Consider the following 23,218-nt stretch of genomic DNA (forward strand, 5'->3'; position numbering starts at 1 on the left):
CCTTTCTTAGTTCCATAAGTAAGCGGACGATTGAACCGGATCCTGCAGGAGCGGCCGGCAGGAATGGCCGGCAGGCGCCGCGTCCCGGCGGCCGCTTCTTCCATCATAGCCCGAGGCAGGCTTCGCGGCAAATGCCGCCGCGAAGCCGCTCCGCGCGCAAAATCAAAAGCCGGAAAAACCTTCCGGTTCTTCCGGCTTCATGGAAGCCTTGCGTCAAATCAAGCTCCTCAGTAAGCAGCGGTGGATTGGCCGCCCTGCATGATCTTGACGCCGGAGCTTGCTCCGATGCGGGTCGCGCCTGCGGATACCATCCGCTGCATATCCTCGAGGCTGCGGACGCCGCCCGATGCCTTGACGCCCAGGTCCGGCCCGACCGTGCGGCGCATCAACGCCACGTCCTCCGGAGTGGCGCCGCCCGTGGAGAAGCCCGTTGAGGTCTTCACGAAACCGGCTCCGGCGCGCACGGCAGCCTCGCAGGCGCGGACCTTCTCCTCGTCCGTCAGCAGGCAAGTCTCGATGATGACCTTGACGACAGCTTTGCCTGAAGCCGCCTCGACGACAGCGCGGATATCGGCCTCTACAAGCGCGTCCTCTCCGCCTTTGAGAGCGCCGATATTGATGACCATGTCGATTTCGCCGGCGCCTTTGGCGATCGCATCCGACGTTTCAAAAGCCTTCGTCTCCTTCGTCGACGCCCCGAGCGGGAAGCCGATCACCGTGCATACCTTCACGTCCGTTCCGCCAAGCTGCGCCGCCGCAAGCTCTACCCATGCCGGGTTCACGCAGACCGAAGCGAAGCCGTATTGCTTCGCCTCCTCCGTCAGCTTGACGATCTCTTCCTTGACCGCGTCCGCGCGAAGCAGCGTGTGGTCGATCATGCCTGCCAATTGCTTATGCTCCATGTGCTCATCATCCCCTAATTATGCATGCTGCCTTCATCATATCACCGCTTTGAACAATTGTAAAACGATAGATAAGCATTTGTTCAACCGGTTTCCTATTCCTAGAATGCCATAAAAAGCCTGCCGATTATTCGGCAGGCTTCTCCACTGCTTCCAGCTTCTCTCCATGCGGATTCCGATTGCCCGGTAGGCCGCCGCAGCTTGCAAGCCGACGCGGCCGCCCCATTTCCCTAATCGACTGCCCCTAGCCGCTTGATGCCTCGGCATCATGAATCTGGAGGATGACCAGATTGGCGACGTATTTGCGGGCATCGGCCGACTCTAGCCGGATGAGGCAAGGGACTGGAGCGTGCCTGCCGGATCGGACGCCGGGAGCGGAGAAGCGGACGAGAGTCCCGTCCAGATCCTCGCGGACGTCCAGAATGCTCCGGCCTTCCTCCAGCAGCCGGTCCAGCAGCGACTTCTCTTCCCATGCGGATTCGCAGGCGGTCATCCACCCCTCCCCCCCGCAGAAGCTTGCGGAACGGATACTGGCGTCCTTGCGCCGAATCTGGCTCTCGGCACGTACCGTCCGCAGCCGGCTTGACCGACAAACTCGCCGTCGCGGACGACGAACTGTCCGCGCAGAAGTACCGACACCGGCTCGCCAGTCGCCTCCATCCCTTCAAAAGCGCTGTAATCGACTTTAAGATGATGGGAATCCGCCGATAGAATCCGCTTGGCCGACGGGTCGAACAGGACGAGATCGGCATCGCTCCCTACAGCTATCGTGCCTTTGCGCGGAAACAGTCCGAACAGCTTGGCGCTTGCCGTCGACACCAGGTCGACGAACTGATGGATCGTAATTCTCCCCTTCGCCACGCCTTCGGAATAGAGAAGAGTGAACCGGTCCTCGATCGTAGGGCCGCCGTTCGGTATTTTGGAGAAATCGCCGCGTCCCAGCTCCTTCTGCCCCTTGAAATGAAAGGAGCATTGATCCGACCCGATCGTCTGCAGCGTCCCGCTGGACAAGGCGTCCCACAAAACCTGCTGATGCTCCCGTTCCCGCAGCGGCGGAGACCAGACGTATTTGGCCCCTTCGAAATCCGGCTTTTCCAAGCTGGTGATGTCCAGAGTCAAATACTGGGGACAGGTCTCCCCATATACCGCCATCCCCCTCGCCCTTGCCTCCCTGATGCGCTCGACCGCCTGCGCGCAGGTGACATGGACGACATAGAGGGGAGCTCCCGCCAGTCCGGCCAGCTCCGCGGCCCGCCCGGTCGCCTCTCCTTCCAGCTCGGGAGGACGGGTAAGGGCATGATGGATCGGATCCGTGTCGCCCCGTGCCAGCGCCTCTTCGACGAGAAAGTCGATGACGTCTCCGTTCTCGGCATGGACCATGACGAGCGCCCCTTCCTCCCTGGCAAGCTGCAAAGTTCGGAACATCGTTCCGTCATCCACCTGAAAGACGTCCTTGTAGGCCATGAACACCTTGAGAGAGGTAATGCCTTCCCTCTCTATAATCTCGGGCAGTTCCCTGAGCGTTTGCTCCCCGGCATCCGCCACCATGAGATGGAAGCCGTAATCGACGGCCGCTTTGCCGGCTGCTTTGGCATGCCAGGTCCGCACCGCATCGGACAGCGGTTCGCCCCGTCTGGTCAGGCAAAAATCGAGCACCGTCGTCGTGCCTCCGAATGCGGCCGCAACCGTGCCGCTCTCGAAGTCGTCCGCGGTCACGGTGCCGCCGAACGGCATGTCCAGATGGGTGTGAGGATCTATGCCTCCCGGAAATACATACAAGCCTGCCGCATCGATGATTTCGGCTCCGGAAGCATCGAGGCGGCTGCCGATGGCGGCCACAATTCCATCTTCAATCCGAATATCGGCCTGATACATATCGCTTGCGGTCACAATCGTCCCGCCGACAATCACTTTCGATGAGCTCATCCTCATACCGCCTCCATCTCGGCCGAATCCGCATTCAGCTTCTCAAGCGCCCGCTGGCGCTCATTCCAGGTAAGGGGCGCGGCTCCCGGCAGCTCGACCATGTCGATCGCGCCGTCGACGGGGCAGACGATCGAGCAGAGGTTGCAGCCGACGCAATCCTCCTCCCTCACCTGCAGGATCGGCTTGCCGCCGCTTCCTGTCAGCATGTCGATGCATTGATGCGAAGTGTCCTCGCAGGCGATATGGCATTTGTTGCAGTTGATGCAGGTCGCCGTATTGATCCGCGCGACGACTCTGTAGTTGAGATCCAAATCGCCCCAGTCTCCGTAGCGGCCGACGCTGCGGCCGGTCAGCTCGCTCGCCGTCGCCAGTCCTTTGTCGTCCAGATACCGGTTCAGGCCGTCGATCATATCCCCGACGATCCGGAAGCCGTGATGCATCGCCGCCGTGCATACCTGCACGCCTGAAGCTCCCATCAGCATGAACTCGGCCGCATCCTGCCAGGAGGAAATCCCGCCGATGCCGGAGATCGGCACGCCTATCGCGGCATCCCGGGCGCATTCCGCCACCATGTTCAAGGCGATCGGCTTGACGGCGGGACCGCAGTAGCCTCCATGCGCTCCCAGGCCGCCGACATGGGGAACGGTGTTCCACGTATCGAGGTCGACTCCGGCCAAGCTGTTGATCGTATTGATCAGGCTGATCGCATCCGCGCCGCCCAGCACCGCATGGCGGGCCGTTATCCTGACGTCCGTAATGTTCGGAGTCAGCTTCACGATGACAGGCGTCGAGGCGGCTTCCTTGGCCCACAGCGTCTGCATCTCGACGAGATCGGGCTGCTGCCCCGACGCCGCGCCCATGCCGCGCTCCGCCATTCCGTGCGGACAGCCGAAGTTGAGCTCCAGTCCGTCGACTCCCGCATCCTCGACACGCTTCACGATCTCATGCCATTTCTCCCGCTTCGGCTCGACCATCAGCGAGGCGACCAGAGCGTGCTTCGGATAAAGCCTTTTCGTTTCCCTGATTTCCCGTAGATTCACTTCCAGCGGCCTGTCGGAGATCAGCTCGATATTGTTGAAGCCGGCCACGCGGCGCCCGCCGTAGTGGACGGCCCCGAAGCGGGAGGAAGTATTGATGATCGGCTCGCCGAGCGTTTTCCAGACCGCACCTCCCCAGCCGGCCTCGAACGCTCTCTGCACCTGGTATCCTGTGTTGGTAGGCGGCGCGGACGCCAGCCAGAACGGGTTCGGCGATGTGATTCCCGCCATGGAAATCGATAAATCGGCCATGCCTTCGCCTCCTGTCGGTGGACCTGGGACGGTCCCTAGTCATCTGCCGGCCTTGCTGTCCTTTGCCGGCCTTGCTGTCATCCGGCCGCAGCTTCCGTCCCGCTCGCCAGAGCGGAGGAAATCGCGGCCGCGGCCCGTTTGCCCTGCTCCGCCGCCGAGACGACGGTCGCTTCTCCGGCTCCGGAGCCGTGGATCATATCCCCCGCCGCATAGACCCGCGGATGTGAAGTCCTCATGGTGAGGAGGTCGACCTCCGGAATCCCGCGTTCATGGCGAAGGCCGAACTGCTCCGATAAAGAGATCAGCCTTTGCTGTCCCGTAGCCAAAATGACGGCATCCGCTGCCATCCGGAACTCCGAGGAAGGAAGCCGAACCGGAATTTTCCGGCCGTCCCTTCCCCGCTCCCCGGTCAGCTCCAGCCGCACGCAATCCAGTCCGGCGACTCCTCCCGCACCGTCGCCGGCAATGCCGACCGGGAGGGTGAGCCAGCGGAATTCGACTCCCTCCCGCTTGGCGAACTCATATTCGAACGGATAAGCCGTCATCTCCGCTTCGGTCCGCCGATAGACGATGCGGACGGAAGCCGCGCCGAGCCTCAGCGCGCTCGTCGCCGCATCGACGGCCGTATTGCCGGCTCCGATGACGGCTACCCGCGCTCCTTCCAGCCTCGAGGGGATGCGGCCCGATTTCGTCGTCTCGATGAGGCGGATCGCGTCGTAGACGCCATCCAGCTCCTCTCCCGGCAGTCCGAGCGGCGGCACATTTCCCATGCCTGCGGCGAGCAGAACCGCGTCGTACCCGCCCAGCAGCTCTTGCGCGCTCACCGAGCTGCCGATGCGGACACCGGTGCGGATCTCGACGCCAAGCCCCTCGATCTGGGAAATTTCCCAGCGAGGCACATGAGGCGGGAGGCGGAAGGAGACGATTCCGGAATGCCCGAGCCCTCCCGGCTCGGACTTGGCTTCATAGACGACAACCTTGAAGCCTCCTCTCGCGAGCTCGCGGGCAGCCGACAGACCCGCCGGGCCGCTGCCGACGACAGCGACGCTGCGTCCATTCGGCTTGCCGGCCTGGAACAGCTGGCGTCCGCTCGCAGCGGCATCATCCGTGGCGTAGCGCTGCAGCCTGCCGATCATGATCGGCGTGGACGGGCCGCCAAGGACGCAGGCCCCTTCGCAGAGCAGCTCCGTCGGACAGACGCGCGCACAGCTCGCTCCCAACGGATTGGCGTCCAAGATCGCGTAGGCGGCGCCAGCCGTATTGCCCGTGGCGATGCGCTTGATGAAGGCTGGAACGTCGATGCCGGTCGGACAGGCGCGGATGCAGGGCGCATCATAGCAGTACAGGCAGCGGTTGGATTCCTCCATAGCGGCGGCGCGGCTCAGCGGCGGCATCAGCTCCGCAAAAGGGCTGCCCGCCTCCTCGAAGCTTCTCAGCTTTTCGATTCCCATTGCTCCGTCCTCCTTTCCCGTTGCGGCGGCCGAGCCGCCAGACGCATGAGCGTCCGGGCCAGCAGCTCCGTGCCTGCCGCGATATCCTCCGGGCTCGAATATTCAAGCGGATTATGGCTGATTCCATCGCGCGAGCGGATAAAGATCATGGCGTACGGGCATACATGAGACATCGCAAGCGCGTCGTGGAACGGACCGCTCATCAGCTCCGGCAGCGCCAAGCCCGCTTCCGCCGCCGCTTCCCTGACGGCAGCCATCAAGTCCGGATCGCAGTAGCGGGGTTCGCTGTCCGTATCGACGACAATGTCCCATTCCAAGCCGTTGTCGGCCGCCTTCTCCGCGATGAGAAGGCGGAGCAGACGCTCCAGCCTGCCGCGCCTCGACATGTCCATATCCCTCAGGTCGACTGTGAACCGAACCCTCTCCGGAATGACGTTGCGCGAATTCGGATAGACATGGAGCGAGCCGACCGTGCCGACTGCCGGAGAGCCCTCCTCGCCGCGTACGAGCTCCTGCAGCCCGGCAATGACCGCCGCCGCTCCCGCCAGCGCGTCCCGGCGCATCGCCATCGGCACAGAGCCCGCGTGGCCGGCGAATCCCCGCAACTCGACGGTCCACCAGAGCGGGCCCGAGATGCCGGTGACGAGCCCGCAGGATGCGTTCAGCGACTCCAGCAGAGGTCCCTGCTCGATATGCAGCTCCAGATAGGCCTTGACGGCGCCCGGAGAGCAGGCATCTTCCGCGAAGCGGCCGGGGTCCCCGCCAAAACTCAGCAGCGCCTCGCTCCTCGTGACACCCTGAGCGTCCGTACGTTCAAGCTCCCCCTCCTCCAGCCTGCCGGCCAGTCCTCGCGATCCGAACAAGCCCTTGCCGAACCTGCATCCTTCCTCGTCGGAAAAGACGGCCACCTCGACGGGACCTTGAGGTAGCTCTCCCGAATCGCGCAGGAGCCGCACCGCTTCGATCGCGCCGACCACCCCTGCGACGCCGTCATAAAGCCCCGCATTCGGCTGCGTATCGATATGCGATCCCAGCATGAGGACAGGGCCGTCCTCCTTGCCCTCCATCCTCCCGATCAAGTTCCCGAAGGCGTCGAGCCGTGCTTTCATCCCCGCCTCCTCCATCCAGCTCCGCACGGTTTCCCGCGCCTCCGCATCAAGAGCGCTCATCGCCGGCCGGCTGGCCGAGGTGTCGCCGATCCGTCCGATCTGTCCCAGCCTGGCAATTCTCGAACGGAGGCGTTCGATCGATACGGCTGCTCCGGCTTCCTTCATTGGGCTTCCTCCCTCGAAGCGTAATGTAAGGTTACATAACGTATCTTATTCAATTTTCTGAATTTTTTGAACTTTTATTTTCCATTTTTATCTTTTGATGTAAAATAAGCTTACTTGAACCCTTTCCTCTCCCCATCATCCATGCCGACATGCGAGTTTCCCAGATCAGAGACAGCCACAGATCGGAAGCTTATATTCCCATAAGGAATAAGGAGGATGCTCATGCCGGTCCAACGCCCTCTTACCGTCCGCGACACGCTAGACAACCCCCACTTTGCCCAAGCCTCGGTGGCAGCCGGCTCCAGCGGCCTGGATCGCGAGATTCGCTGGGTCCACATTCTGGAAACAACCGAAGCCGATGAGCTTCTGCACGGCGGAGAGATGATTCTGACGACCGGCGTCGGCTTTCGCGGCGAGGCGGCCGAACGCCGCCGCTTCCTGACTGCGCTGATCCGCCGCGGAGCCGCCTGCCTGTGCATCGAGCTGGGCGCTTATATGGCATGCCTTCCCGAGGAATGGATCTTCCAAGCCGAAGAAGCCGGCTTCCCGCTCATCGTCTTTTCCGGCAAGGTGCGCTACGTCGATATCACTCATGATCTTCATCGCCTCATCCTCGGGCATCAGAGCGGCAGCCGCAGGCAGCCGCCGCAAGCCCGCGAGCGTCCGGACAAAGAGAGGATCGGCTGGCTGCTGGAAGCCAAAGAGTACGATCTAGGTTCCGAGGCGTGGCGCCGCGATCCGCTGCTGCAGCCTTTCGAGCGGCTGCCATGCCGCACGGTGCTGCTGCAGCTCGGAGCGGGCTCCGGCCGCCGGCTAGATACGGCCGCTCTGCTCTCCGGAGCTTCTGCACGCATCACCGAGGCTGCCTACATGCTGAAGCTCGAGCTGGAACGGAGCGGCTCGCATTGTCTTGCAGACGGCGACGGCGCGATCATCACTCTCGTCATCGCCGATGCCTCGCCTGCCGAGACTTGCCGCCCCATTCTCGAAAACGCGCTGCTGCGGCTGGCCGAATGGCAGCCGCAGGCTGCTGGCGCAGGCGAAGCGCTGTCCGGACGCCAAGGAGCGGCCGAGAGCCGCCGGCAGGCGCAGCTCGCTCTCGATCTCGCCGGCGCAGCCAGCCGCGGCAAGTCTCCTTGCCTGTTCTACGAGGAGCTCGGAGTGCTGCAGCTGCTGCCCGCCCTCAACGACGGGAACAGGCTGGAAGCGTTTGTCGACAGGCATCTGGGGCCGCTGCTTCTGGCCGATCGCCTCAAAGGCAGCGAGCTGCTGCTGACGCTGAAGGTGTATCTCGACGCGGAGGGAAACAAGCAGGAGGCTGCCCGCAGGCTGTACATCGTGCGCCAGTCGCTCTATTACCGGCTGGAGCGCATCGGCGAGCTGCTTGGAGCTCTATGGCTCATGCCGGAAAGGAGACTGGCCGTGCAAGTCGCGCTGCGCGCCTACATGCTGCTGAACCCGGGCTCGCTGCGGGAGCCTGAGCTGCAAGCGCCGGACGCCCGTCACCCCGGAGACGCTTCCTCCAACGCTTCAAGAAGCGCCGCCAGCAGGAAATCCAAGTCCTCGTCCGTGCTCGACAGCGGCGGCGCCAGCGTAAGCACGTTGTTGTAGCCGGCGACGGTATCTCCGTTCTTCCCGATGATGAGCCCCCGGCGCCGGCAGCCGTCTATGATCCCTTGCACGACGTTGGGAGCGGCAGGCTTGCGGCTCTGCCTGTCTTCCACCAGCTCGATTCCCGCCATGAACCCGAAGCCGCGGACATCGCCCGCCAGAGGATGTCCGGCCAGCGCCGCTCCGAGCTCCTCGAGGAGCCTTGCGCCCAGCAGGGAAGAGCGTTCCCTGAGCTTCTCCCTTTCCATCAGCTCCAGATTGGCAAGCGCGACCGCGCAGGAGGCCGGATGGCCTCCGAATGTGTTGACATGGCGCAGATGATCGTAATCCCCTTTTTGGCAGAAGGCCTGATAGATTTCACGCTTGACGGCGGTCGCCGCCAGCGGCAGATAACCGCTCGTAATCCCTTTGGCCATCGTGACGATGTCCGGGGAGACGCCGAAGTTGTGGTGGCCGAAGCTGCGGCCCGAACGGCCGAAGCCGCAGATGACCTCGTCGACGATCATCAGCACTCCGTGCTGCGTGCAGATCCGCCTGACCTCTTCCATGTACGCCTTGTCGGGCACGATGATGCCGCCTCCGGTGATGGCCGGCTCCAGGATGACGCCGGCTACCGTATCCGCGCCCTCCCATACGATCGTCTCTTCGATTTCCCTCGCGCATTGGAGCTGATGGGCTTCCCGGCTCATGCCCTCCGGTCTCCGGTAGCTGTCCGGCGGGCGGACATGCAGGAATCCCGGCGCAAGCGGCTCGTACTTGAGCTTGCGGACGGCCTGCCCTGTCGCGGAGAGAGCTCCCATCGAGCTGCCGTGATAGCCGCGGTAGCGCGCAATGAACTTGTGCCGGTACGGCTGCCCGGTCTGCTGCTGATATTGCCGCGCCATCTTGAACGCCGCTTCGTTCGCCTCCGAGCCGCTGTTGGAAAAGAACACGACGTAATCGCCTTCAAGCCATTCGCCAAGCTTCTCCGCAAGCCGGATCGCCGGCAGATGACTTTGGGTGAGCGGGTAATAAGGCATGGAGGACAGCTGCCGGTATGCCGCATCGGCCAGCTCCTGCCGTCCATAGCCCGCATTGACGCACCAGAGGCCGGACATGCCGTCCAGATACCGGTTGCCTTCGTAATCGGTAATCCAAGACCCGTGCGCTTCCGTAATCAGCAGCGGCACATCGTTTTCCTTGAAAGGACGCATGCTGTGCCAGACGATGCGGCGGTCTGCCGCAATCGGATCCGCAGCTGTACGGCCGGCTTCAATCATATGACTCGCTCCTTTTGAGCGCCGGCGCCGGTCAATACCGCGCCGTCACCATTTTTTTGCGGGTGTAGAACTCGACTCCGTCCCGACCGTTCGCATGAAGATCGCCGTAGAAGGAGCTTTTCGCGCCGGAAAAAGGAAAGAAAGCCATCGGAGCCGGTACGCCGAGGTTCACGCCCAGCATGCCGGCGTCCATTTCCTCGCGGAATTCCCGTACAGCAGCCGCGCTGTCGGTGAACAGGCAAGCGCCGTTCGCGAACCTCGACCGGTTCGCGAGCGCGATTCCAGCCTCAAGGTCCGGCACGGTCAGCACGCATAGGATCGGCGCGAACAGCTCCTCCTGCCAAATCGCCATATCCGGCATGACCTCTACTGCGATCGTCGGCCCGAGATAAGCAGCCCCATCACAGTCCCATCCTTCCCTCCGGCCGTCCATGAGCAGCTTCGCGCCGTCCCGGATCCCGAGCTCCAGCAGCTCCAGCGCCCGGTCGCGGCTGCTGCAGGCGATGAGGGGACCGATATCGGTTCCCGGTTCGGCTCCGTCCCCGACGATCAAAGCTTCTGCGGCGTCTTGGAGCAGCGGCATGAACGCCTCTGCGGCCGACTCCTGCACGGCGACGACGGAGCAGGCCATGCAGCGCTGGCCGGCGGAGCCGAATGCAGCCGCGGCGATCTGGCTCGCGGCGGCCTTGAGATCGGCATCCGCGAGTACGATGGAGTGGTTTTTCGCTCCGGCCAGCGCCTGGACGCGCTTGCCCGCCGCTGCCGCGCGGGCATGGACGGCCGCAGCCGCAGGCTGCGAGCCGACGAAGCTGACCGCGGCGATATCGTGATGCTCCAAGAGCGCGTCGACCGCCTCCTTCGAGCCGTTCACGACATTGAGCACGCCGGGAGGAAAGCCCGCTTCCGCGAACAGCTCGGCAAGCCGGCAGCTGAGCAGAGGCGTTTTCTCCGACGGCTTCAATAGAAACGTATTGCCGCAGGCGACAGCCAGCGGAAACATCCAGCAAGGCACCATCATCGGAAAATTGAACGGGGTTATGCCCGCGACGACGCCGAGCGGATAGCGGTACATGCCGGATTCGATGCCGGCCGCGATATCAGGCAGCTGGCTGCCCATCATCAGCGTCGGCGCCCCGGCTGCGAATTCCACGCATTCGATTCCCCGCTGCACTTCGCCCAGAGCCTCCTGCAGGCATTTGCCGTTCTCGGCTGTAATGATCGCCGCAAGCTCCGCCCGGTACTCATGAAGCAGCTCCCGATAGCGGAACAACAGCCTTGCCCTGACCGGGACCGGCACCTTGCGCCAATCCCGGAACGCCAGCAGCGCGGCGGCGGCGGCCTCCTCCACCTCGGCGACGCCGGACATCGGCACGACGGCCAGCACCTCTCCCGTTGCCGGATTTCTCACTTCCGCCTGCCCGGTCCCGGCCGCGGCCTCCTTCCACGAGCCTCCGATCCAGTTGCCCAGCTTGCGCGGCCCCGCTGCCGTCTCCGTCATCTCCGCTTCCTCCTCACAGATGCGCCAGCTCGCCGTATGTCTCCGGCCGCCGGTCGCGATAGAACTGCCACGCCTCCCGAGCCTCGCGGATGACCGCACGGTCCATCTCCCCGATGACGACCTCGTCCCGGTCCCTGCAACCTTCCGCCACAATCCTGCCGCGGGGATCGACCAGATAGGACTGGCCGTAGAACTCCCCCATGTTCCAGGGAGCTTCCGTCCCTACCCGATTGATCGCGGCCACGTAGTACCCGTTGGCGACCGCGTGGGCCGGCTGCTCCAGCTTCCACAAATACTCCGACGTGCCGGCCACCGTCGCCGACGGATTGAAGACGATCTCCGCCCCGCCAAGGCCGAGCATCCTCGCTCCCTCCGGAAAGTGCCGGTCGTAGCAAATATAGACGCCTACTTTGCCATAGGCCGTGTCGAAGACGGGATAGCCAAGATTTCCGGGCTTGAAATAATACTTCTCCCAGAAGCCGCAGCTCCCCCCGCCCGCTCCGACCTGGGGAATATGATGCTTGCGGTATTTGCCCAGCACCGTTCCGTCGGCATCGATGACCGCGGCCGTATTGTAATAGCTGGCGATCCCTTCCCGCTCATAGACAGGAAGGACAAGCACGATGCCGAGTTCCCGCGCCAGCTCCGCGAACAATCGCACGGTCGGCCCGGCAGGCACCTCCTCAGCCGCCCCGTACCATTTGGGAATCTGCTCCGCGCAGAAATACGGACCGAAGAAAATTTCCTGCAGCCCGACGATCCGGGCTCCGCGCCCGGCCGCTTCACGGATGAGCCGGATATGCTTCTCGATCGCGGCGCGCTTGTGGACCGCGACGTCCTCATCGCCGTCCACCTCATGGCTTGCCTGGATCAAGCCGATTTTGACCGTATCCATGCTCGCGCCATCCATCCCCATGCCTCAGCCTCCCGTCTATTTGGCCGCCATGCCGTAGATTTCCGTCGTATAGGCGGTTCCCGCATCCGCCGCCTTCTTGATGACGCCGAACTTCAACGCGATTTCGGCGGTCTGCCGGAAAGCCTCCTCGTCGATCATGCCGAGCTTGCCGATATCGAAGCCGTCCGGAGCAACCAGCTTGGCGACCTCCTTCATCATCTTCAGCTGATGGTCGCGCGAGGTGCTCGCCGCATCCGCGGATTTCATCACGATATCGACCGCAGCCTCTTGATCTTCGACGGCGTCCTTCCAGCCCTTGAGCGACGCCCGCAGGAATTTGGCGGCCGTCTCCTTGTTGTTCGCCAGCCAGTCCTTGTTGGCGAACAGATTGTCCTCCAGCATCGCGACGCCTTCCTTGTTCATGTCGATGACCGACAGCTCCGCCTCGGGAATGCCCTGCTCCAGCGCGACCTGGTACTCGTTGTACGTCATGGCCGAAGCCGCGTCGAGCTCGCCGCTCAGGAACTGGTCCATCGTGAAGCCTTGCTTGGCGAACTGCAGATCCTTGGAAGGGTCCAGCTTGTATTTGTCGAACAGCGCCAGCAGCTCGAATTCGTTGCCGCCCATCCAGTTGCCGACTTTTTTGCCCTTCAGGTCGGACGGTCCGGCGATGCCCGCCGATTTCTTGGATACAAGCACGAGTCCGCTCTTCTGGTACACCTGCGCGATCTCGACGAGCGGAAGTCCCTGCTCCTGATGCGCCAGCAGGCTCGCGACCCAATCCACGCCGATATCGGCCGAGCCGTTGGCGACCTGCTGCTCCGGAACGATGTCCGGTCCGCCCGGTACGATCGTCACACTGAGTCCTTCGTCTTTGTAGTAGCCTTTTTCCAGCGCTACGTAGTAACCGGCGAACTGGGCTTGGGGCACCCATTTCAACTGCAGCTTGATCGCAGCTGCGCCGGCGTCGGAAGCTTTCTCGCCGCTGCCCGAGCTGCAGGCAGTCAGCACTCCGGCCATCAGCACGGCGAGTCCGGCCGCCGCCAGCCGGCAGTTCCAGCTTGTTGGCCTCTTCATCCGCATCCTCCTCTTCATTCCCGTCCGCATGATGCGTACATGATTTTCCGTCAGGCTTTCCAGCTCCGGCGCCTCCTAAATTCCGGGTGCCAGCGCAGCAAACGTTTTTCGGCCGCTTGCAGAAGCATATACATGCCGATCCCCGCGGCTGCCGCCGTTCCGATGCATGCCCATCCAAGAGGCATGCGGGCGATCTTCACCGAATTGGACAGCAGATAGCCAAGACCGCGCGAGGAGTAGAAAAATTCGCTCACCATCGCCGCGATCAGGCCGCCGGCCGTGCTGATCTTGAACGCTGTCAGCATTGCCGGCAGCGAAGACGGCAGCCTGAGCTTGAGAAAAGTCGGCAAAGCCCCCGCCCCGAGAACGATCATCAGATCCAGCGAGGCGGAATCGGGCGATGTCAGGCCGCGGTAGCTGCCGATCGCCATCGCCGCCAGCGTCGCTGCGGCGACGACGGCGGCTCTGGAGGCGAGGCCGTCGCCGAGCCACAGGTTCATGATCGGGGCGAGCGCTACGATCGGAACCGCGCCCAGCGAAGCGGCCAGCAGCAGCGCGCCGCCCCCCCATCTCGGCATGGCGGCGGCCATTGCCGCCGCCAGCCAGCCGAGCAGCGTTCCGGCGGCGATGCCCGCCGCCGCCTCAAGCAGCGTGTAGCCGGCGGAGCGGAGCAGCAGGCCGGCGTTGTCAGCTGCCGCCCGGAATATCGCCGAGGGCAGCGGCAGCTGATAAGCCGCCAGGCCGAGAACGGCATGGATCAGCCCGGCCTGCCATATCGCAGCGAGGGCAAGGCCCGCGCCAAGCGGCAGAGCCCATGCGGCCGTTCCCGATTGCAGGAATCGTCCCTTTTTCGCTGGAGCTGCAGCAGTCTCCTCTCCCGTGGCGACGTCAGCAAGCTCCTCCGAAACGCCGGCGTCCCGCTCGGCTTCGACATTCTTGGATGCTTCATTCTTGCTCCTTGCGCTCGCCGTCGAGGAGGGCATGTTCATCGAGGCCCCCTCCCTTGCACCGGACGGCTTCCCGACGTTCGGCTCCATGGCAGCAGCATGTTCTCGAGCGCCTCCGTGAATCCGTATGCCGCGATGCCAAGAGCTGCCGCCAGCAGCACGGTGCACCAGAACAGAGCCGCATGGGACGGACCGTAGTAAAGATGACGCAGCATGAGCACCCCGATGCCGTGCTGAGCGCCCATCAGCTCCACGAGTATCGCACCGGTCACAGCGAGCGGGGCAGCCGCCTTCAGGCCCGTGAACAATCCCGGCAGAGCCGCAGGCAGCCGCAGCACCCGGTATGAGGCCGCTCGTCCGCATGCAAGGACATGAAGCAGATCCCGATCTTCTTGACGGGCCGACTGCAGCCCGCGAAGCGTGTGGAGCGCGACCGGGAAAAAGGAGATATAGCCGGCAATGAGCACTCTCGCCGTATTCTCGTCCCGGAAAATGGCGTATACAATCGGCGCCAGCCCCAGTATCGGCACCATCTGGGAGGCGACCGCATACGGAGCGGCGATCCTTTCCATCGTCGCCGACAGGCTCATGAGCAGCGCCAGCGCCACTCCCGCAGCCGCCCCCAGCAGAAAGCCCTCGCATGCGTTGAGCATCGTCACAGCCGACTCCGCAAGCAAGCTCCCGGCGTTGCGGAACAGCGCTTCGGCGACAAGATGCGGATAAGGAAGCTTGGACGAAGCCAGCGTCACTCCCCTATGCTGCAGCAGCCAAGCGCCGGATTGCCACAGAGCCAGCGCTGCGGCGGCCCAGGCAAGAGCCGGCATCATCCTGACTGCGGCCGCCGCCTTCACGCCGACGCCTCGCGGAACCGTCCCCTGATGCCGTCCACGAGCTTGTGAAAGCTCTGGAGCGCCCTCGTCGACGCATCCCTGGGCCTCGGCAGCGGAATCTCCACAGCTGCCGCCAATCTGCCGGGTCGAGGGGAAAGGACGAACACCCGATCCGACAGGAAGACGGCCTCGGCGATGCTGTGCGTGACGAAGACAACGGTGCATCCTGTATGGCCCCACAGAGATAAGAGCTCCTCGTTCAGCTTCTCTCTCGTGAATTCGTCGAGTGCCGAGAAAGGCTCATCCATGAGCAGGATATCCGGCTTCATCGCCAAAGCTCGGGCAATTGAAGCGCGCTGCTGCATTCCGCCGCTGAGCTGCCAAGGGTAGCGGAGGCCGAAGCCTTCCAGACCGACGAGCTTCAGCAGCGACTCGGACCGTTCCCTGCGGTCTGTCCGAGGAACGCCCGCCAGCTCAAGCGGCAGTTCTACGTTCGCCCGCACGCTCCTCCATTCGAACAAAGCCGGCGTCTGGAACACCATCCCGAGCTTGCCGGCCAGCCTGGCTTCGCGCGGATCCGACCCGGCGATTCTCACCTCTCCCGACGAAGGCTCCAGCAGATCCGCGATCATCCGCAGCAGAGTCGTCTTGCCGCAGCCTGACGGTCCGAGCAGCGTGACGAATTCTCCCTTGCGAATGGTCATGCTTACGTCCCGTACGGCCGGAGACTGCCCTCCTCCGCCGTAGTCCATTCCGATCCCCTTCATTTCGATCTCCGCTGCAACCGCCGAACCCGCTTCCATCCCGATCCCAGCCCCCTCGTGGACGTTATTCTTCTGCGTCAGCTTCATGTTCCGATTGCTGCCATCCACCTAATCGTACTTCGGCGCTCTCCCAAAAGCATTAGACAGATCGGTCAATCCCGATAGGTCATCCTGTCAAAAGAAACGGCTCAGCAGGTGCCGCGATGTGCTTGAAGCGGACATGAAGCTGACGCAGAAAAGCTGGAAAAATAATGCTGGAATGGCCTTTCGGTATCGAAGACATTCCGGTATAATCCAAATCAGGAACATCCGTTCCCCGTTTCCGAGCGATAGGAAGCCCGGCCGCGAACGGATACAGGAAAGCGAGGCTTGAACCATGGGAACAAATATCGTTCAACTATCCTCAACCGAAGCGCGCCGCTTCATGCTGGACCATCAAGGCCTGGGACCGGCGCCGGAATTCGGGGGCAAGGAAGGCATTCTCTCGTTCATCTCGCGCGTCGGCTGCATCCAGTTCGATCCCCTGGACCAAGCCGGACGCAATGCCGAGCTTGTCCTGCAGTCGAGGATTCCAGGCTTCAGCCCCGCGATGCTGGAGGAGCTTCTATATGACGACAGGCTGCTGCTGGATGGCTGGGACAAGGTCATGAGCATCTACAGCAGCGGCGATTGGCCCTATTTCTCCCGGGGGCGCCGGCAGGCGCATGACCGTTACGCCGATATCAAGGAGATCCGTGAGCTGCTTCCTTCCATCCGCCAAGCCTTCCGGGATCGGGGGCCGCTGTTGTCCCGGGATTTGGAGCACAAGGAGAAGATGGACTGGGCCTGGGCTCCGGCAAGGGTATCGAGAGCCGTTATGGAAAGCATGAATCTATGGGGAGAGCTGATCGTCCATCACAAGCAGCGCAACCAGAAAGTCTATGACTTGGCCGAAAAGCATTTTCCGGAAGCGCTCCTGCAAGCGCCCGATCCGAATCCTTCCGAGCAGGACTACCGAAAATGGAGGCTGATGCGCCGGATCGGAGGCGTCGGACTGCTGCCTTACCGCGCCTCCGATGCATGGGTCGGCACGCTCTTCATGAACACGGCCGACCGTAAGCGGGGATTCCTGGAGCTGCTGGAAGACGGACTGCTCGTGCAGATCGAAGCCGAAGGACTGACCGCCCCTCATTATGTCCGCACCGAGGACTGGGAGCGCTGGAGCTCTTCTTCGCCGGCATCGCGCTGGTCCAGCCACCCGCCGCGGACAAGCGTGCTGGCCCCGCTCGACAATCTGCTCTGGGACCGCAGGTTGGTCAAGGAGCTGTTCGGCTTCCATTATGTATGGGAAGTGTACAAGCCTGCCGCGTCGAGGCTGTATGGCTACTATGTGCTGCCTGTCCTGTGCGGGGACCGCATGGTCGCCCGTTTCGAGCCCAGCCGGATCAAGGGAAGCAAGGATCGCCGGATCATTCTCGGCTGGTGGCCGGAGCCGGGCGTCGAGTGGAACGAAGAAATCCGCGACAGCGTAAGGCAAGGCTTCGCCTCCTTCCGCCGTTATCTGGGCTGCGAGTCGTTCGAGCTGTCGCCAGCCGCGCTGGCTGCCGACCCCGAGCTCGATGCGCTCGTGAACGCTCCTTTCCGATGACAAAAAGCCGCCGGCTGCGTCTTTTTCGCAGCCGGCGGCTTTTTCAAGGCATGCATTTAGTCGAACGACCGGGTAGGAGACCAGGAGCCCTGAAGCTTGCGGATGAGGATGATCTGGCCGCAGTGATATGCGTCATGCACGTACAGGCTTGTAAGCCAAGGTCCAGCCGGACTATCCTTGTCGACTTCCTTGTCGTAAACGGCATCATCCATCGCTTCAATGATGGATCCGATTTTCGCATGGACGTCGGCCAGACGTTTCTTCGTCGCCTCCCATGCTTCGCCTTCCGCTCCGTTCGCAGCCGGCTGGAACGTATCGGTGTTGCTGATCCGCGGCTGAGCCGAAGCTTCGACACCGTTCCACTTGTTCAGAAAACGCTCTTTGTAGAAGATCAGATGGTGCACGTTCTCGCGAATCGTGTTCCCTGCCTCGCCTTGCGGACGCCAGTCGGCCTGCTCCTCCGTTACGCCGTCCAGCGCCATGCCGAGCGGCGGCTGCCAATCCTCCTTGTCGTAAGCATGCTCCCAGCCTGTCTGCAGCAACTCCGTTTTGATTCGGGCCATTGGGTGTCGTCCTCCTTGTAGAGAATGGGATGTAACGATATAATATCGTATAGCCGGTTACGTGGTGCTGACGATAGTATACCCGAAACCGCTCTCGATGTAACAATCTATTTTTATTTAGAACGTTACATACTGAAAGGGCATGGAGGACGGGCATCATGATCTGGGAAGATTACTTGAACAGCCAGTGGTACGACTGGAGAGGAAGCGGCGCGAGCGAGGACCGGCTCGACCTCCCCGGCTGGAGATCTCAATTTTTGTCCGAGCATGGTCTCGACGATCCCGGTCCGCCGACGCCCGAGGAGCTTCAAGCGATGCGGACGCTCCGCGGCAGCCTCAGGGAGCTGACTTCCCGAATCAGCGACTCTGTCCGGGTCGAGGATGCTCCTCCTTTATCCGATACCGATTTTGCCTGGCTCAACTCCGCACTTGTCTCCAGTCCCTATACCAAAAAGCTGCGAGTTGGAAATGGAGCTCTCTCTCTCAGCGAGATTCCCTCGGAATCAGGCTGGCAAGGCATCATGGCGAAAATAGCCGCTTCTTACGCGGACTCCCTTGCCCATGGCGAGCCGGAACGGTTCCGAATATGCGACAATCCCGACTGCCGCTGGATTTATTACGATACGACGCGCAATCGCTCGAAGCGCTACTGCGACGATAAATGCTGCGGCAATCTGATGAAGGTCCGGCGCTTCCGCGAACGGGCCAAAACCGCCTCAACAACGAGCAGACGAAAGAAGGATGAAAAATGAACGCATTCAAATTTCATGCTGAACGTCTTGATGTAACCGATGCAGCCGTATCGGAACAACTGCGCGCCTTGCAGACGGACGCCTATCGGGAAGAGGCCCGCCTGATCGGCTTCGACGGCATTCCTCAGATCGGAGAAACCCATGAAGCTCTGCTGACTTCCCCTGCCGTCTTCTACGGCTGCCGTCTCGACGGCAGGCTGGCCGGCGCCGTCGCGGTCGAGCGCGAGCCTTCGGGCATCGTCACGATCGCCCGCCTCGTCGTCCATCCCGATTTTTTCAGGCGTGGAATAGGGCGCTCCCTGGTCCTCTTTGCGCTCGGCCTGTACCCGGAATCCGAATACCGGGTGTCGACAGGCACGGCCAACGATCCCGCTGTGCAGCTCTATCTCCGCATCGGCTTCGAGGAGAGCGGCCGGCTCGAGATCGTTCCCGGAGTTTGGCTGACCACTCTCCGCAGGAGCCCTCGTCCGTAATCTTATTCAAAAAGTCGTGCCATAAAAAACGCATGGCGCTCAAGGCGCCATGCGTTTTTTGGCTTACAGCAGCGACTCCGCTCCATCCACGTAAATATCGGTGCCGGTTACGTGGGAGGACAGATCGGATGCCAGATAGGTGACGAGATCCGCGACCTGGGCAGCCTTTCCTGGCTTGCCGGCGAGAGGATGGGAGCCCTCGGGATATACAACCGGTATCGCGGCTTCCTCGGCTTCCTTGGTCTTGATCGTGCTGTCGTCGATATGGGTCTTGATCGCACCCGGACAGACGGCGTTCACCCTGATCTTGTGCGGGGCGAGCTCAAGCGCGGCCATCTTCATGAAGGCGACCTGCCCGGCTTTGGAGGAGCTGTATGCGCTCGCGCCCGTATTGTTGAAGATCCGGTTGCCGTTGATGGAGCTCGTAATGATGATGCTGCCGCCGTTTTTCTTGAGATGCGGGATGCTGTACTTCACCGTGAGGAATGTGCCTCGCAGATTGATGCCAAGCGTCTCGTCCCAATCGTCCACATCCAGATCCTCGATCGTCGTCCACACCCCGTTGATGCCGGCGTTCGCGAACACGACGTCGATCCGCCCGAAACGCTCGTAAACGGAAGAGATTCCGGCCTCGACCGCAGCGGCGTCGCTGACGTCGGTCGCCGTCACGATGGCCTCTCCGCCTTCGCTTTCGATCTCATCTCTGACTTTCTCGGCATCGTCTGGAGTGCGGTCCAGGAAACCGACTTTCGCTCCATGCCGGGCAAAATCAAGCGCGGCGGCTCTCCCGATGCCGGAGCCTCCTCCTGTAACAATCGCCACTTTCCCTTCCAGCAGCCGGCTGACGGTCATTCTTCATCATCCTTTCGATTTATGTATCCTCTTTTTAGAATGGCTTCCATTCATCTATAGGATACTTAATCATCCCGATAACGGATGAATCGCCCGATCAGCGGTAGACAGGATGGCTATGACATGTGCTTCCTTGCAGGACCGGCACTACCGTCGGCGTCGCAGGAGCTTCGGAAGTAATTTCACGAGGGCCTAAAGGCTGATAGGCATGACGCAGACCGGTTGCGAGACTTCAAAGCTCCGCTCTGTATACTGGAGCTTGCCGGACTGGCGGTCGACACGGAAGAGAGCAATGTTGTTCGTATCTTTATTCGCAGCGAACAGCCAGTTCCCGTCCGGCGTCAGGGCGAAATGCCTTGGATGCTCTCCCTCGGTATGAATATGCTGAATCGGCTCCAGCCATCGGCCCCCATCCGATCCCTCATAGACGACGATGCTGTCATGCCCCCGGTTCGAGCCATAGACGAAGCGCCCATCCTTGGAGACGGCAATCTCGGCGCATGTGTTCTCCCCTTCATAACCCTCCGGCAGCGTCGGAATATAATGGAGCTCCGTCAAGCCGCCTGTCTCAGCATCATACTCCAGCACGCTGACCGTTGAGTCCACTTCGTTGATGACATAAGCGATATTGCCGTCCGGATGGAACGCCAAATGGCGAGGTCCGGCTCCTGCATGGATGTCATTGTCCCGCACGGGCTTCAAAACGCCTTCTTCAATGGCATAGGTACGGATCAGATCAAGTCCAAGATCCTGGACGAACACATACCGGCCATCCGGGCTGAACTGCGAGGAATGCGGATGCGGGCGGTCCTGCCGTTCTTCGTTCACGCTATGGCCCGCATGCTGCTGCTGGTCGAGCCTCGGACCGATCTTCCCGTCCGCGTCCAGCTCCATCAATCCCACCATGCCGCCATGATAACTGACGACGACGAGATGGCGGTTGTCCGGATCTCTCTGAATATGGCAAGTCGGTCCATCCGTGGTAGCGGCTTCGCTCAGCCTTTCCAGCGATTTCTCCAGCGGATCGAAACGGAACGAGACGGCGGTGCCTGTTTTGCCCCCTTCCGGCGACTTTCCCTCGGAAATGGCGTACACAAAACGGCCGGCTGGATCAACGTTCAGGAAGGTCGGATTTTTGAGCCCGTCCGCCTCCGCCAGCAGATCCAGGCTGAGCTCTTCTTCATTCCAGCGGTAGGCGTACAAGCCGCTTCCATCCGGTTCCGCATAGGAGCCGACGAATACATACAATGGGTCCATGATTCAACCATCCTTCCTGTCCTTCATGTCTATTTGCGCTTCATGTCCTTCAAGTCATTATGTGCTTCCCCATGCCGGCAGCAGCTACCGCTTGGGCAAAAGCTTCACATACGTATCCGACAGCCCGAGCAGCTTGATCGCGTAATCATAATCGCTTCGATACTTGGAGAAGTCGGCGACCGGCTGCAGCGTCTTCAAGGAGACCGCTTTCCCGTCCTCGAAGCCTTTGCCCGGCACGAACAGAATCTCTTCGTTGATGAACGAGCCCGATGGCAAGTAATAACGTTCTCCAAGAACATTGCGGTCGGTATTCAGCAAGTCCCGTCCGAATGCAGTGAAGCCTTCTTTTTCAAGCGAGATTCCCATCAGGTTGGCGACGGTCGGAAGAATGTCGAGCTGCCCTCCGATTCCTTCGACCACCTTGCCCTGCTGTCCCGGAACTCGGATGATGAGCGGAATGTTGAACCGGGAAATCTGATTGTGATAAGGAATTCCGAGCTCCTGCTGGATGAAGGCCGGATCGTTGCTCTGAGGCTGCAGGCCGAAGTGGTCTCCGTAAATGACGAGAGTCGTTTTCTCCCATAATCCCTCGGCCTTCAGCCTGTCCACCAGCTTCCCAATGGCATCGTCCGTGTAATGGATCGCCTGCAGATAATCGCCGAGCTGCGAGCCGGACAGGGATTCATCTTCTTTCAGAGTCTGCTTGTCCTTCGGGATCTGGAACGGAAAATGGCTCGATGTCGTGATCAGATGGGCATAAAACGGCTTCCCTTTTTCGCTGAGCTCCGCCATTTTTTCTGCGGCGACCCGGTACAGCTCCTCATCCGATGCGCCGAAGCTGTTGAAATGGTCGTTGTTGTAGAACGGCTTGTCATAATACTTGTCGAAGTTGAGCGCCGGATACAGCTTGTTCCGATCCCAGAAGCCCACGTTGTTGATATGGAACGTATTCGCCTCGTACCCTTGGCCTTGAAGAAGGCGCGGCAGGCTCGGAAGCTTGCGGTTCCCGTAGCCGGTGGACATGGCGATCGTGCCCGTCGGGTAGATGGACGTATTCGTCATGAACTCCGCATCCGACGTGTTCCCCTGCCCGATCTGCTGGAAGAAGTGAGGGAAGTAATATCCCTCGTCCGCAAGCTTGTTCAGGTTCGGGGTCAATTCCTGGCCTTGCAGCTTCAGATGGATCGGGAAATTCTGGAACGCTTCCATCTGGATGATGACCAGATTCGTTCCCTTCGCTGCTCCGAACTGCTGAAGCGGCGCCGATTCGTCCTGGCGGTACGGATAAGAAGCCTGAAGCTCCCCGATCTCCTGGATCGTCTTGCCGATATCGCCGGACGCAATCTCCTTGTTCTCCTCGTGGATCTTGATCGCGCTGACGACCTGATAATTGAAGACGCCGACGCTCTCGGCCTGCGCCAGCTCGCTCTGGGTCGCCTCCGCATCGCGGATGAACCAGAAGCTGCCGGCGAGTCCGGCAATCGTCAGCAGGGCCGCCGCCGGCTTCCATATTCCTTTGCGTCCCTCGATTTTCCTTCCTCGCGTCCGTCGCAGCATCCATATCACGGCAATCAGGATGACGTCTGCAAAGTAGATGTAGTCCATCGGCTGGATGGTCGCATCCACGCTCTCGCGGATCCCATACACCTGGTTGAGGTTTCCGAGCGCGGTATAGGTGGCCACGGAGCCGAAATGGCTGAAATACAACGTGATCGCAAACAAGACGAGAGAATAAACCAGATTGAATCCCCAGTAGGCGGGACCTTTGCCGCGGCGCGGGGTAAGCAGCTCCAGCAGCCCCGCCAGCACGAGCAGGGACGTAAAGTCGGCGACGACGGCAAGCGGCTCCAATCCGCCGAACAGGTTGAACCGCATCCACTCCAGCTTGGCCAGCATCAGAACGAACAAATAATAGAATAGATTGCGGCCTTGCGAGCGGGAGCCGGCTCCAACAGATTTCATCATATATCG

21 protein-coding genes are annotated in these 23,218 nt (G+C 61.6%); 4 read left to right on the forward strand and 17 right to left on the reverse strand.

Annotated features, from left to right (window positions below; translation table 11 throughout):
• Positions 1-227: 227 nt before the first annotated feature.
• The 6 genes from deoC to ACLBWT_RS16295 all read right to left on the reverse strand — a co-directional run bounded on the left by deoC (position 228) and on the right by ACLBWT_RS16295 (position 6,842).
• Entirely contained in the window at positions 228-902 is a 675-nt protein-coding gene (gene deoC, locus ACLBWT_RS16270) for a deoxyribose-phosphate aldolase (RefSeq protein ID WP_447664173.1), read from the reverse strand.
• A gap of 244 nt (positions 903-1,146) precedes the next feature.
• The gene (locus ACLBWT_RS16275) at positions 1,147-1,395 is read right to left on the reverse strand and encodes a hypothetical protein (protein WP_447664174.1); all 249 of its coding nucleotides are present in this window, start codon (positions 1,393-1,395) and stop codon (positions 1,147-1,149) included.
• Entirely contained in the window at positions 1,392-2,828 is a 1,437-nt protein-coding gene (gene hydA, locus ACLBWT_RS16280) for a dihydropyrimidinase (protein WP_447664175.1), read from the reverse strand. The genes ACLBWT_RS16275 and hydA overlap by 4 nt, the downstream gene beginning before the upstream one ends.
• 2 nt (positions 2,829-2,830) lie before the next feature.
• Positions 2,831-4,117, reverse strand: a complete 1,287-nt coding sequence (preA, locus tag ACLBWT_RS16285) for an NAD-dependent dihydropyrimidine dehydrogenase subunit PreA (protein ID WP_447664176.1) — start codon at positions 4,115-4,117, stop codon at positions 2,831-2,833.
• Between the two features lie 77 nt (positions 4,118-4,194).
• Positions 4,195-5,568 carry an NAD(P)-dependent oxidoreductase gene (locus tag ACLBWT_RS16290; RefSeq protein WP_447664177.1) on the reverse strand — a complete coding sequence of 458 codons (1,374 nt, stop codon included), beginning with the start codon at positions 5,566-5,568 and terminating at the stop codon, positions 4,195-4,197.
• The gene (locus ACLBWT_RS16295) at positions 5,550-6,842 is read right to left on the reverse strand and encodes a hydantoinase/carbamoylase family amidase (RefSeq protein ID WP_447664178.1); all 1,293 of its coding nucleotides are present in this window, start codon (positions 6,840-6,842) and stop codon (positions 5,550-5,552) included. Before ACLBWT_RS16295 ends, ACLBWT_RS16290 begins: the two co-directional genes overlap by 19 nt.
• Positions 6,843-7,064: 222 nt before the next feature.
• Between ACLBWT_RS16295 and ACLBWT_RS16300 the strand changes: the two genes are divergently transcribed.
• Positions 7,065-8,453 carry a PucR family transcriptional regulator gene (locus tag ACLBWT_RS16300; protein ID WP_447664179.1) on the forward strand — a complete coding sequence of 463 codons (1,389 nt, stop codon included), beginning with the start codon at positions 7,065-7,067 and terminating at the stop codon, positions 8,451-8,453.
• On the opposite strand, the gene ACLBWT_RS16305 is transcribed toward ACLBWT_RS16300, so the two are convergent.
• From ACLBWT_RS16305 to ACLBWT_RS16335, 7 genes are read right to left on the reverse strand one after another with little or no spacing between them, the layout of a single operon-like run.
• Positions 8,345-9,709: an aminotransferase gene (locus ACLBWT_RS16305; protein ID WP_447664248.1), complete on the reverse strand. Its 1,365-nt coding sequence runs from the start codon at positions 9,707-9,709 to the stop codon at positions 8,345-8,347. The two genes, ACLBWT_RS16300 and ACLBWT_RS16305, sit on opposite strands and share 109 nt — an antisense overlap.
• A gap of 34 nt (positions 9,710-9,743) precedes the next feature.
• Positions 9,744-11,210, reverse strand: coding sequence for a CoA-acylating methylmalonate-semialdehyde dehydrogenase (gene mmsA, locus ACLBWT_RS16310; RefSeq protein ID WP_447664180.1), 1,467 nt, complete (start codon positions 11,208-11,210; stop codon positions 9,744-9,746).
• Positions 11,211-11,223: 13 nt separating this feature from the next.
• On the reverse strand, positions 11,224-12,105 hold the full coding sequence (locus ACLBWT_RS16315) for a nitrilase-related carbon-nitrogen hydrolase (RefSeq protein WP_447664249.1): 882 nt from the start codon (positions 12,103-12,105) through the stop codon (positions 11,224-11,226).
• A 36-nt stretch (positions 12,106-12,141) separates the two neighbouring features.
• Positions 12,142-13,182 carry an ABC transporter substrate-binding protein gene (locus tag ACLBWT_RS16320; protein WP_447664181.1) on the reverse strand — a complete coding sequence of 347 codons (1,041 nt, stop codon included), beginning with the start codon at positions 13,180-13,182 and terminating at the stop codon, positions 12,142-12,144.
• Positions 13,183-13,232: 50 nt separating this feature from the next.
• Positions 13,233-14,171, reverse strand: a complete 939-nt coding sequence (locus ACLBWT_RS16325) for an ABC transporter permease (protein WP_447664182.1) — start codon at positions 14,169-14,171, stop codon at positions 13,233-13,235.
• Complete coding sequence (locus tag ACLBWT_RS16330; RefSeq protein WP_447664183.1) at positions 14,168-14,980, reverse strand: ABC transporter permease; 813 nt, start codon at positions 14,978-14,980, stop codon at positions 14,168-14,170. The genes ACLBWT_RS16325 and ACLBWT_RS16330 overlap by 4 nt, the downstream gene beginning before the upstream one ends.
• Entirely contained in the window at positions 14,977-15,762 is a 786-nt protein-coding gene (locus ACLBWT_RS16335) for an ABC transporter ATP-binding protein (RefSeq protein ID WP_447664184.1), read from the reverse strand. Before ACLBWT_RS16335 ends, ACLBWT_RS16330 begins: the two co-directional genes overlap by 4 nt.
• 337 nt (positions 15,763-16,099) lie before the next feature.
• Here ACLBWT_RS16335 and ACLBWT_RS16340 point away from each other — a divergent pair, with 337 nt between their 5' ends.
• Positions 16,100-17,350, forward strand: a complete 1,251-nt coding sequence (locus tag ACLBWT_RS16340; protein WP_447664185.1) for a DNA glycosylase AlkZ-like family protein — start codon at positions 16,100-16,102, stop codon at positions 17,348-17,350.
• A gap of 56 nt (positions 17,351-17,406) precedes the next feature.
• Here the strand turns inward: ACLBWT_RS16340 and ACLBWT_RS16345 are convergent, their stop codons facing one another.
• Positions 17,407-17,913, reverse strand: coding sequence for a DinB family protein (locus ACLBWT_RS16345; protein ID WP_447664186.1), 507 nt, complete (start codon positions 17,911-17,913; stop codon positions 17,407-17,409).
• Positions 17,914-18,071: 158 nt separating this feature from the next.
• Between ACLBWT_RS16345 and ACLBWT_RS16350 the strand changes: the two genes are divergently transcribed.
• The gene (locus tag ACLBWT_RS16350) at positions 18,072-18,665 is read left to right on the forward strand and encodes a CGNR zinc finger domain-containing protein (protein ID WP_447664187.1); all 594 of its coding nucleotides are present in this window, start codon (positions 18,072-18,074) and stop codon (positions 18,663-18,665) included.
• Positions 18,662-19,138: a GNAT family N-acetyltransferase gene (locus ACLBWT_RS16355; RefSeq protein ID WP_447664188.1), complete on the forward strand. Its 477-nt coding sequence runs from the start codon at positions 18,662-18,664 to the stop codon at positions 19,136-19,138. Before ACLBWT_RS16350 ends, ACLBWT_RS16355 begins: the two co-directional genes overlap by 4 nt.
• A 63-nt stretch (positions 19,139-19,201) precedes the next feature.
• Here ACLBWT_RS16355 and ACLBWT_RS16360 read toward each other — a convergent pair whose 3' ends face one another.
• From ACLBWT_RS16360 to ACLBWT_RS16370, 3 genes are all read right to left on the reverse strand, one after another.
• Positions 19,202-19,990 (reverse strand): SDR family oxidoreductase, encoded by a 789-nt coding sequence (locus ACLBWT_RS16360; RefSeq protein ID WP_447664189.1) that lies wholly within the window; start codon positions 19,988-19,990, stop codon positions 19,202-19,204.
• A gap of 192 nt (positions 19,991-20,182) precedes the next feature.
• Entirely contained in the window at positions 20,183-21,247 is a 1,065-nt protein-coding gene (locus tag ACLBWT_RS16365) for a lactonase family protein (RefSeq protein WP_447664190.1), read from the reverse strand.
• 84 nt (positions 21,248-21,331) lie between these two features.
• Entirely contained in the window at positions 21,332-23,212 is a 1,881-nt protein-coding gene (locus ACLBWT_RS16370; protein WP_447664191.1) for an LTA synthase family protein, read from the reverse strand.
• Between the last annotated feature and the right edge of the window lie 6 nt (positions 23,213-23,218).

The sequence above is a fragment of the Paenibacillus sp. D51F genome (genome assembly GCF_053345695.1).

What these genes read in the sequence shown, in the direction of transcription:
- hydA (WP_447664175.1), bottom strand. Translation starts at nt 2,828, where the DNA reads ATGAGCTCATCGAAAGTGATTGTCGGCGGGACGATTGTGACCGCAAGC.
- ACLBWT_RS16360 (WP_447664189.1), bottom strand. Translation starts at nt 19,990, where the DNA reads ATGACCGTCAGCCGGCTGCTGGAAGGGAAAGTGGCGATTGTTACAGGA.
- ACLBWT_RS16365 (WP_447664190.1), bottom strand. Translation starts at nt 21,247, where the DNA reads ATGGACCCATTGTATGTATTCGTCGGCTCCTATGCGGAACCGGATGGA.
- mmsA (WP_447664180.1), bottom strand. Translation starts at nt 11,210, where the DNA reads ATGACGGAGACGGCAGCGGGGCCGCGCAAGCTGGGCAACTGGATCGGA.
- deoC (WP_447664173.1), bottom strand. Translation starts at nt 902, where the DNA reads ATGGAGCATAAGCAATTGGCAGGCATGATCGACCACACGCTGCTTCGC.
- ACLBWT_RS16340 (WP_447664185.1), top strand. Translation starts at nt 16,100, where the DNA reads ATGGGAACAAATATCGTTCAACTATCCTCAACCGAAGCGCGCCGCTTC.
- ACLBWT_RS16290 (WP_447664177.1), bottom strand. Translation starts at nt 5,568, where the DNA reads ATGGGAATCGAAAAGCTGAGAAGCTTCGAGGAGGCGGGCAGCCCTTTT.
- ACLBWT_RS16320 (WP_447664181.1), bottom strand. Translation starts at nt 13,182, where the DNA reads ATGAAGAGGCCAACAAGCTGGAACTGCCGGCTGGCGGCGGCCGGACTC.
- ACLBWT_RS16355 (WP_447664188.1), top strand. Translation starts at nt 18,662, where the DNA reads ATGAACGCATTCAAATTTCATGCTGAACGTCTTGATGTAACCGATGCA.
- ACLBWT_RS16325 (WP_447664182.1), bottom strand. Translation starts at nt 14,171, where the DNA reads ATGAACATGCCCTCCTCGACGGCGAGCGCAAGGAGCAAGAATGAAGCA.
- ACLBWT_RS16345 (WP_447664186.1), bottom strand. Translation starts at nt 17,913, where the DNA reads ATGGCCCGAATCAAAACGGAGTTGCTGCAGACAGGCTGGGAGCATGCT.
- ACLBWT_RS16370 (WP_447664191.1), bottom strand. Translation starts at nt 23,212, where the DNA reads ATGATGAAATCTGTTGGAGCCGGCTCCCGCTCGCAAGGCCGCAATCTA.
- ACLBWT_RS16295 (WP_447664178.1), bottom strand. Translation starts at nt 6,842, where the DNA reads ATGAAGGAAGCCGGAGCAGCCGTATCGATCGAACGCCTCCGTTCGAGA.
- ACLBWT_RS16315 (WP_447664249.1), bottom strand. Translation starts at nt 12,105, where the DNA reads ATGGATACGGTCAAAATCGGCTTGATCCAGGCAAGCCATGAGGTGGAC.
- preA (WP_447664176.1), bottom strand. Translation starts at nt 4,117, where the DNA reads ATGGCCGATTTATCGATTTCCATGGCGGGAATCACATCGCCGAACCCG.
- ACLBWT_RS16350 (WP_447664187.1), top strand. Translation starts at nt 18,072, where the DNA reads ATGATCTGGGAAGATTACTTGAACAGCCAGTGGTACGACTGGAGAGGA.
- ACLBWT_RS16300 (WP_447664179.1), top strand. Translation starts at nt 7,065, where the DNA reads ATGCCGGTCCAACGCCCTCTTACCGTCCGCGACACGCTAGACAACCCC.
- ACLBWT_RS16335 (WP_447664184.1), bottom strand. Translation starts at nt 15,762, where the DNA reads ATGGAAGCGGGTTCGGCGGTTGCAGCGGAGATCGAAATGAAGGGGATC.
- ACLBWT_RS16275 (WP_447664174.1), bottom strand. Translation starts at nt 1,395, where the DNA reads ATGACCGCCTGCGAATCCGCATGGGAAGAGAAGTCGCTGCTGGACCGG.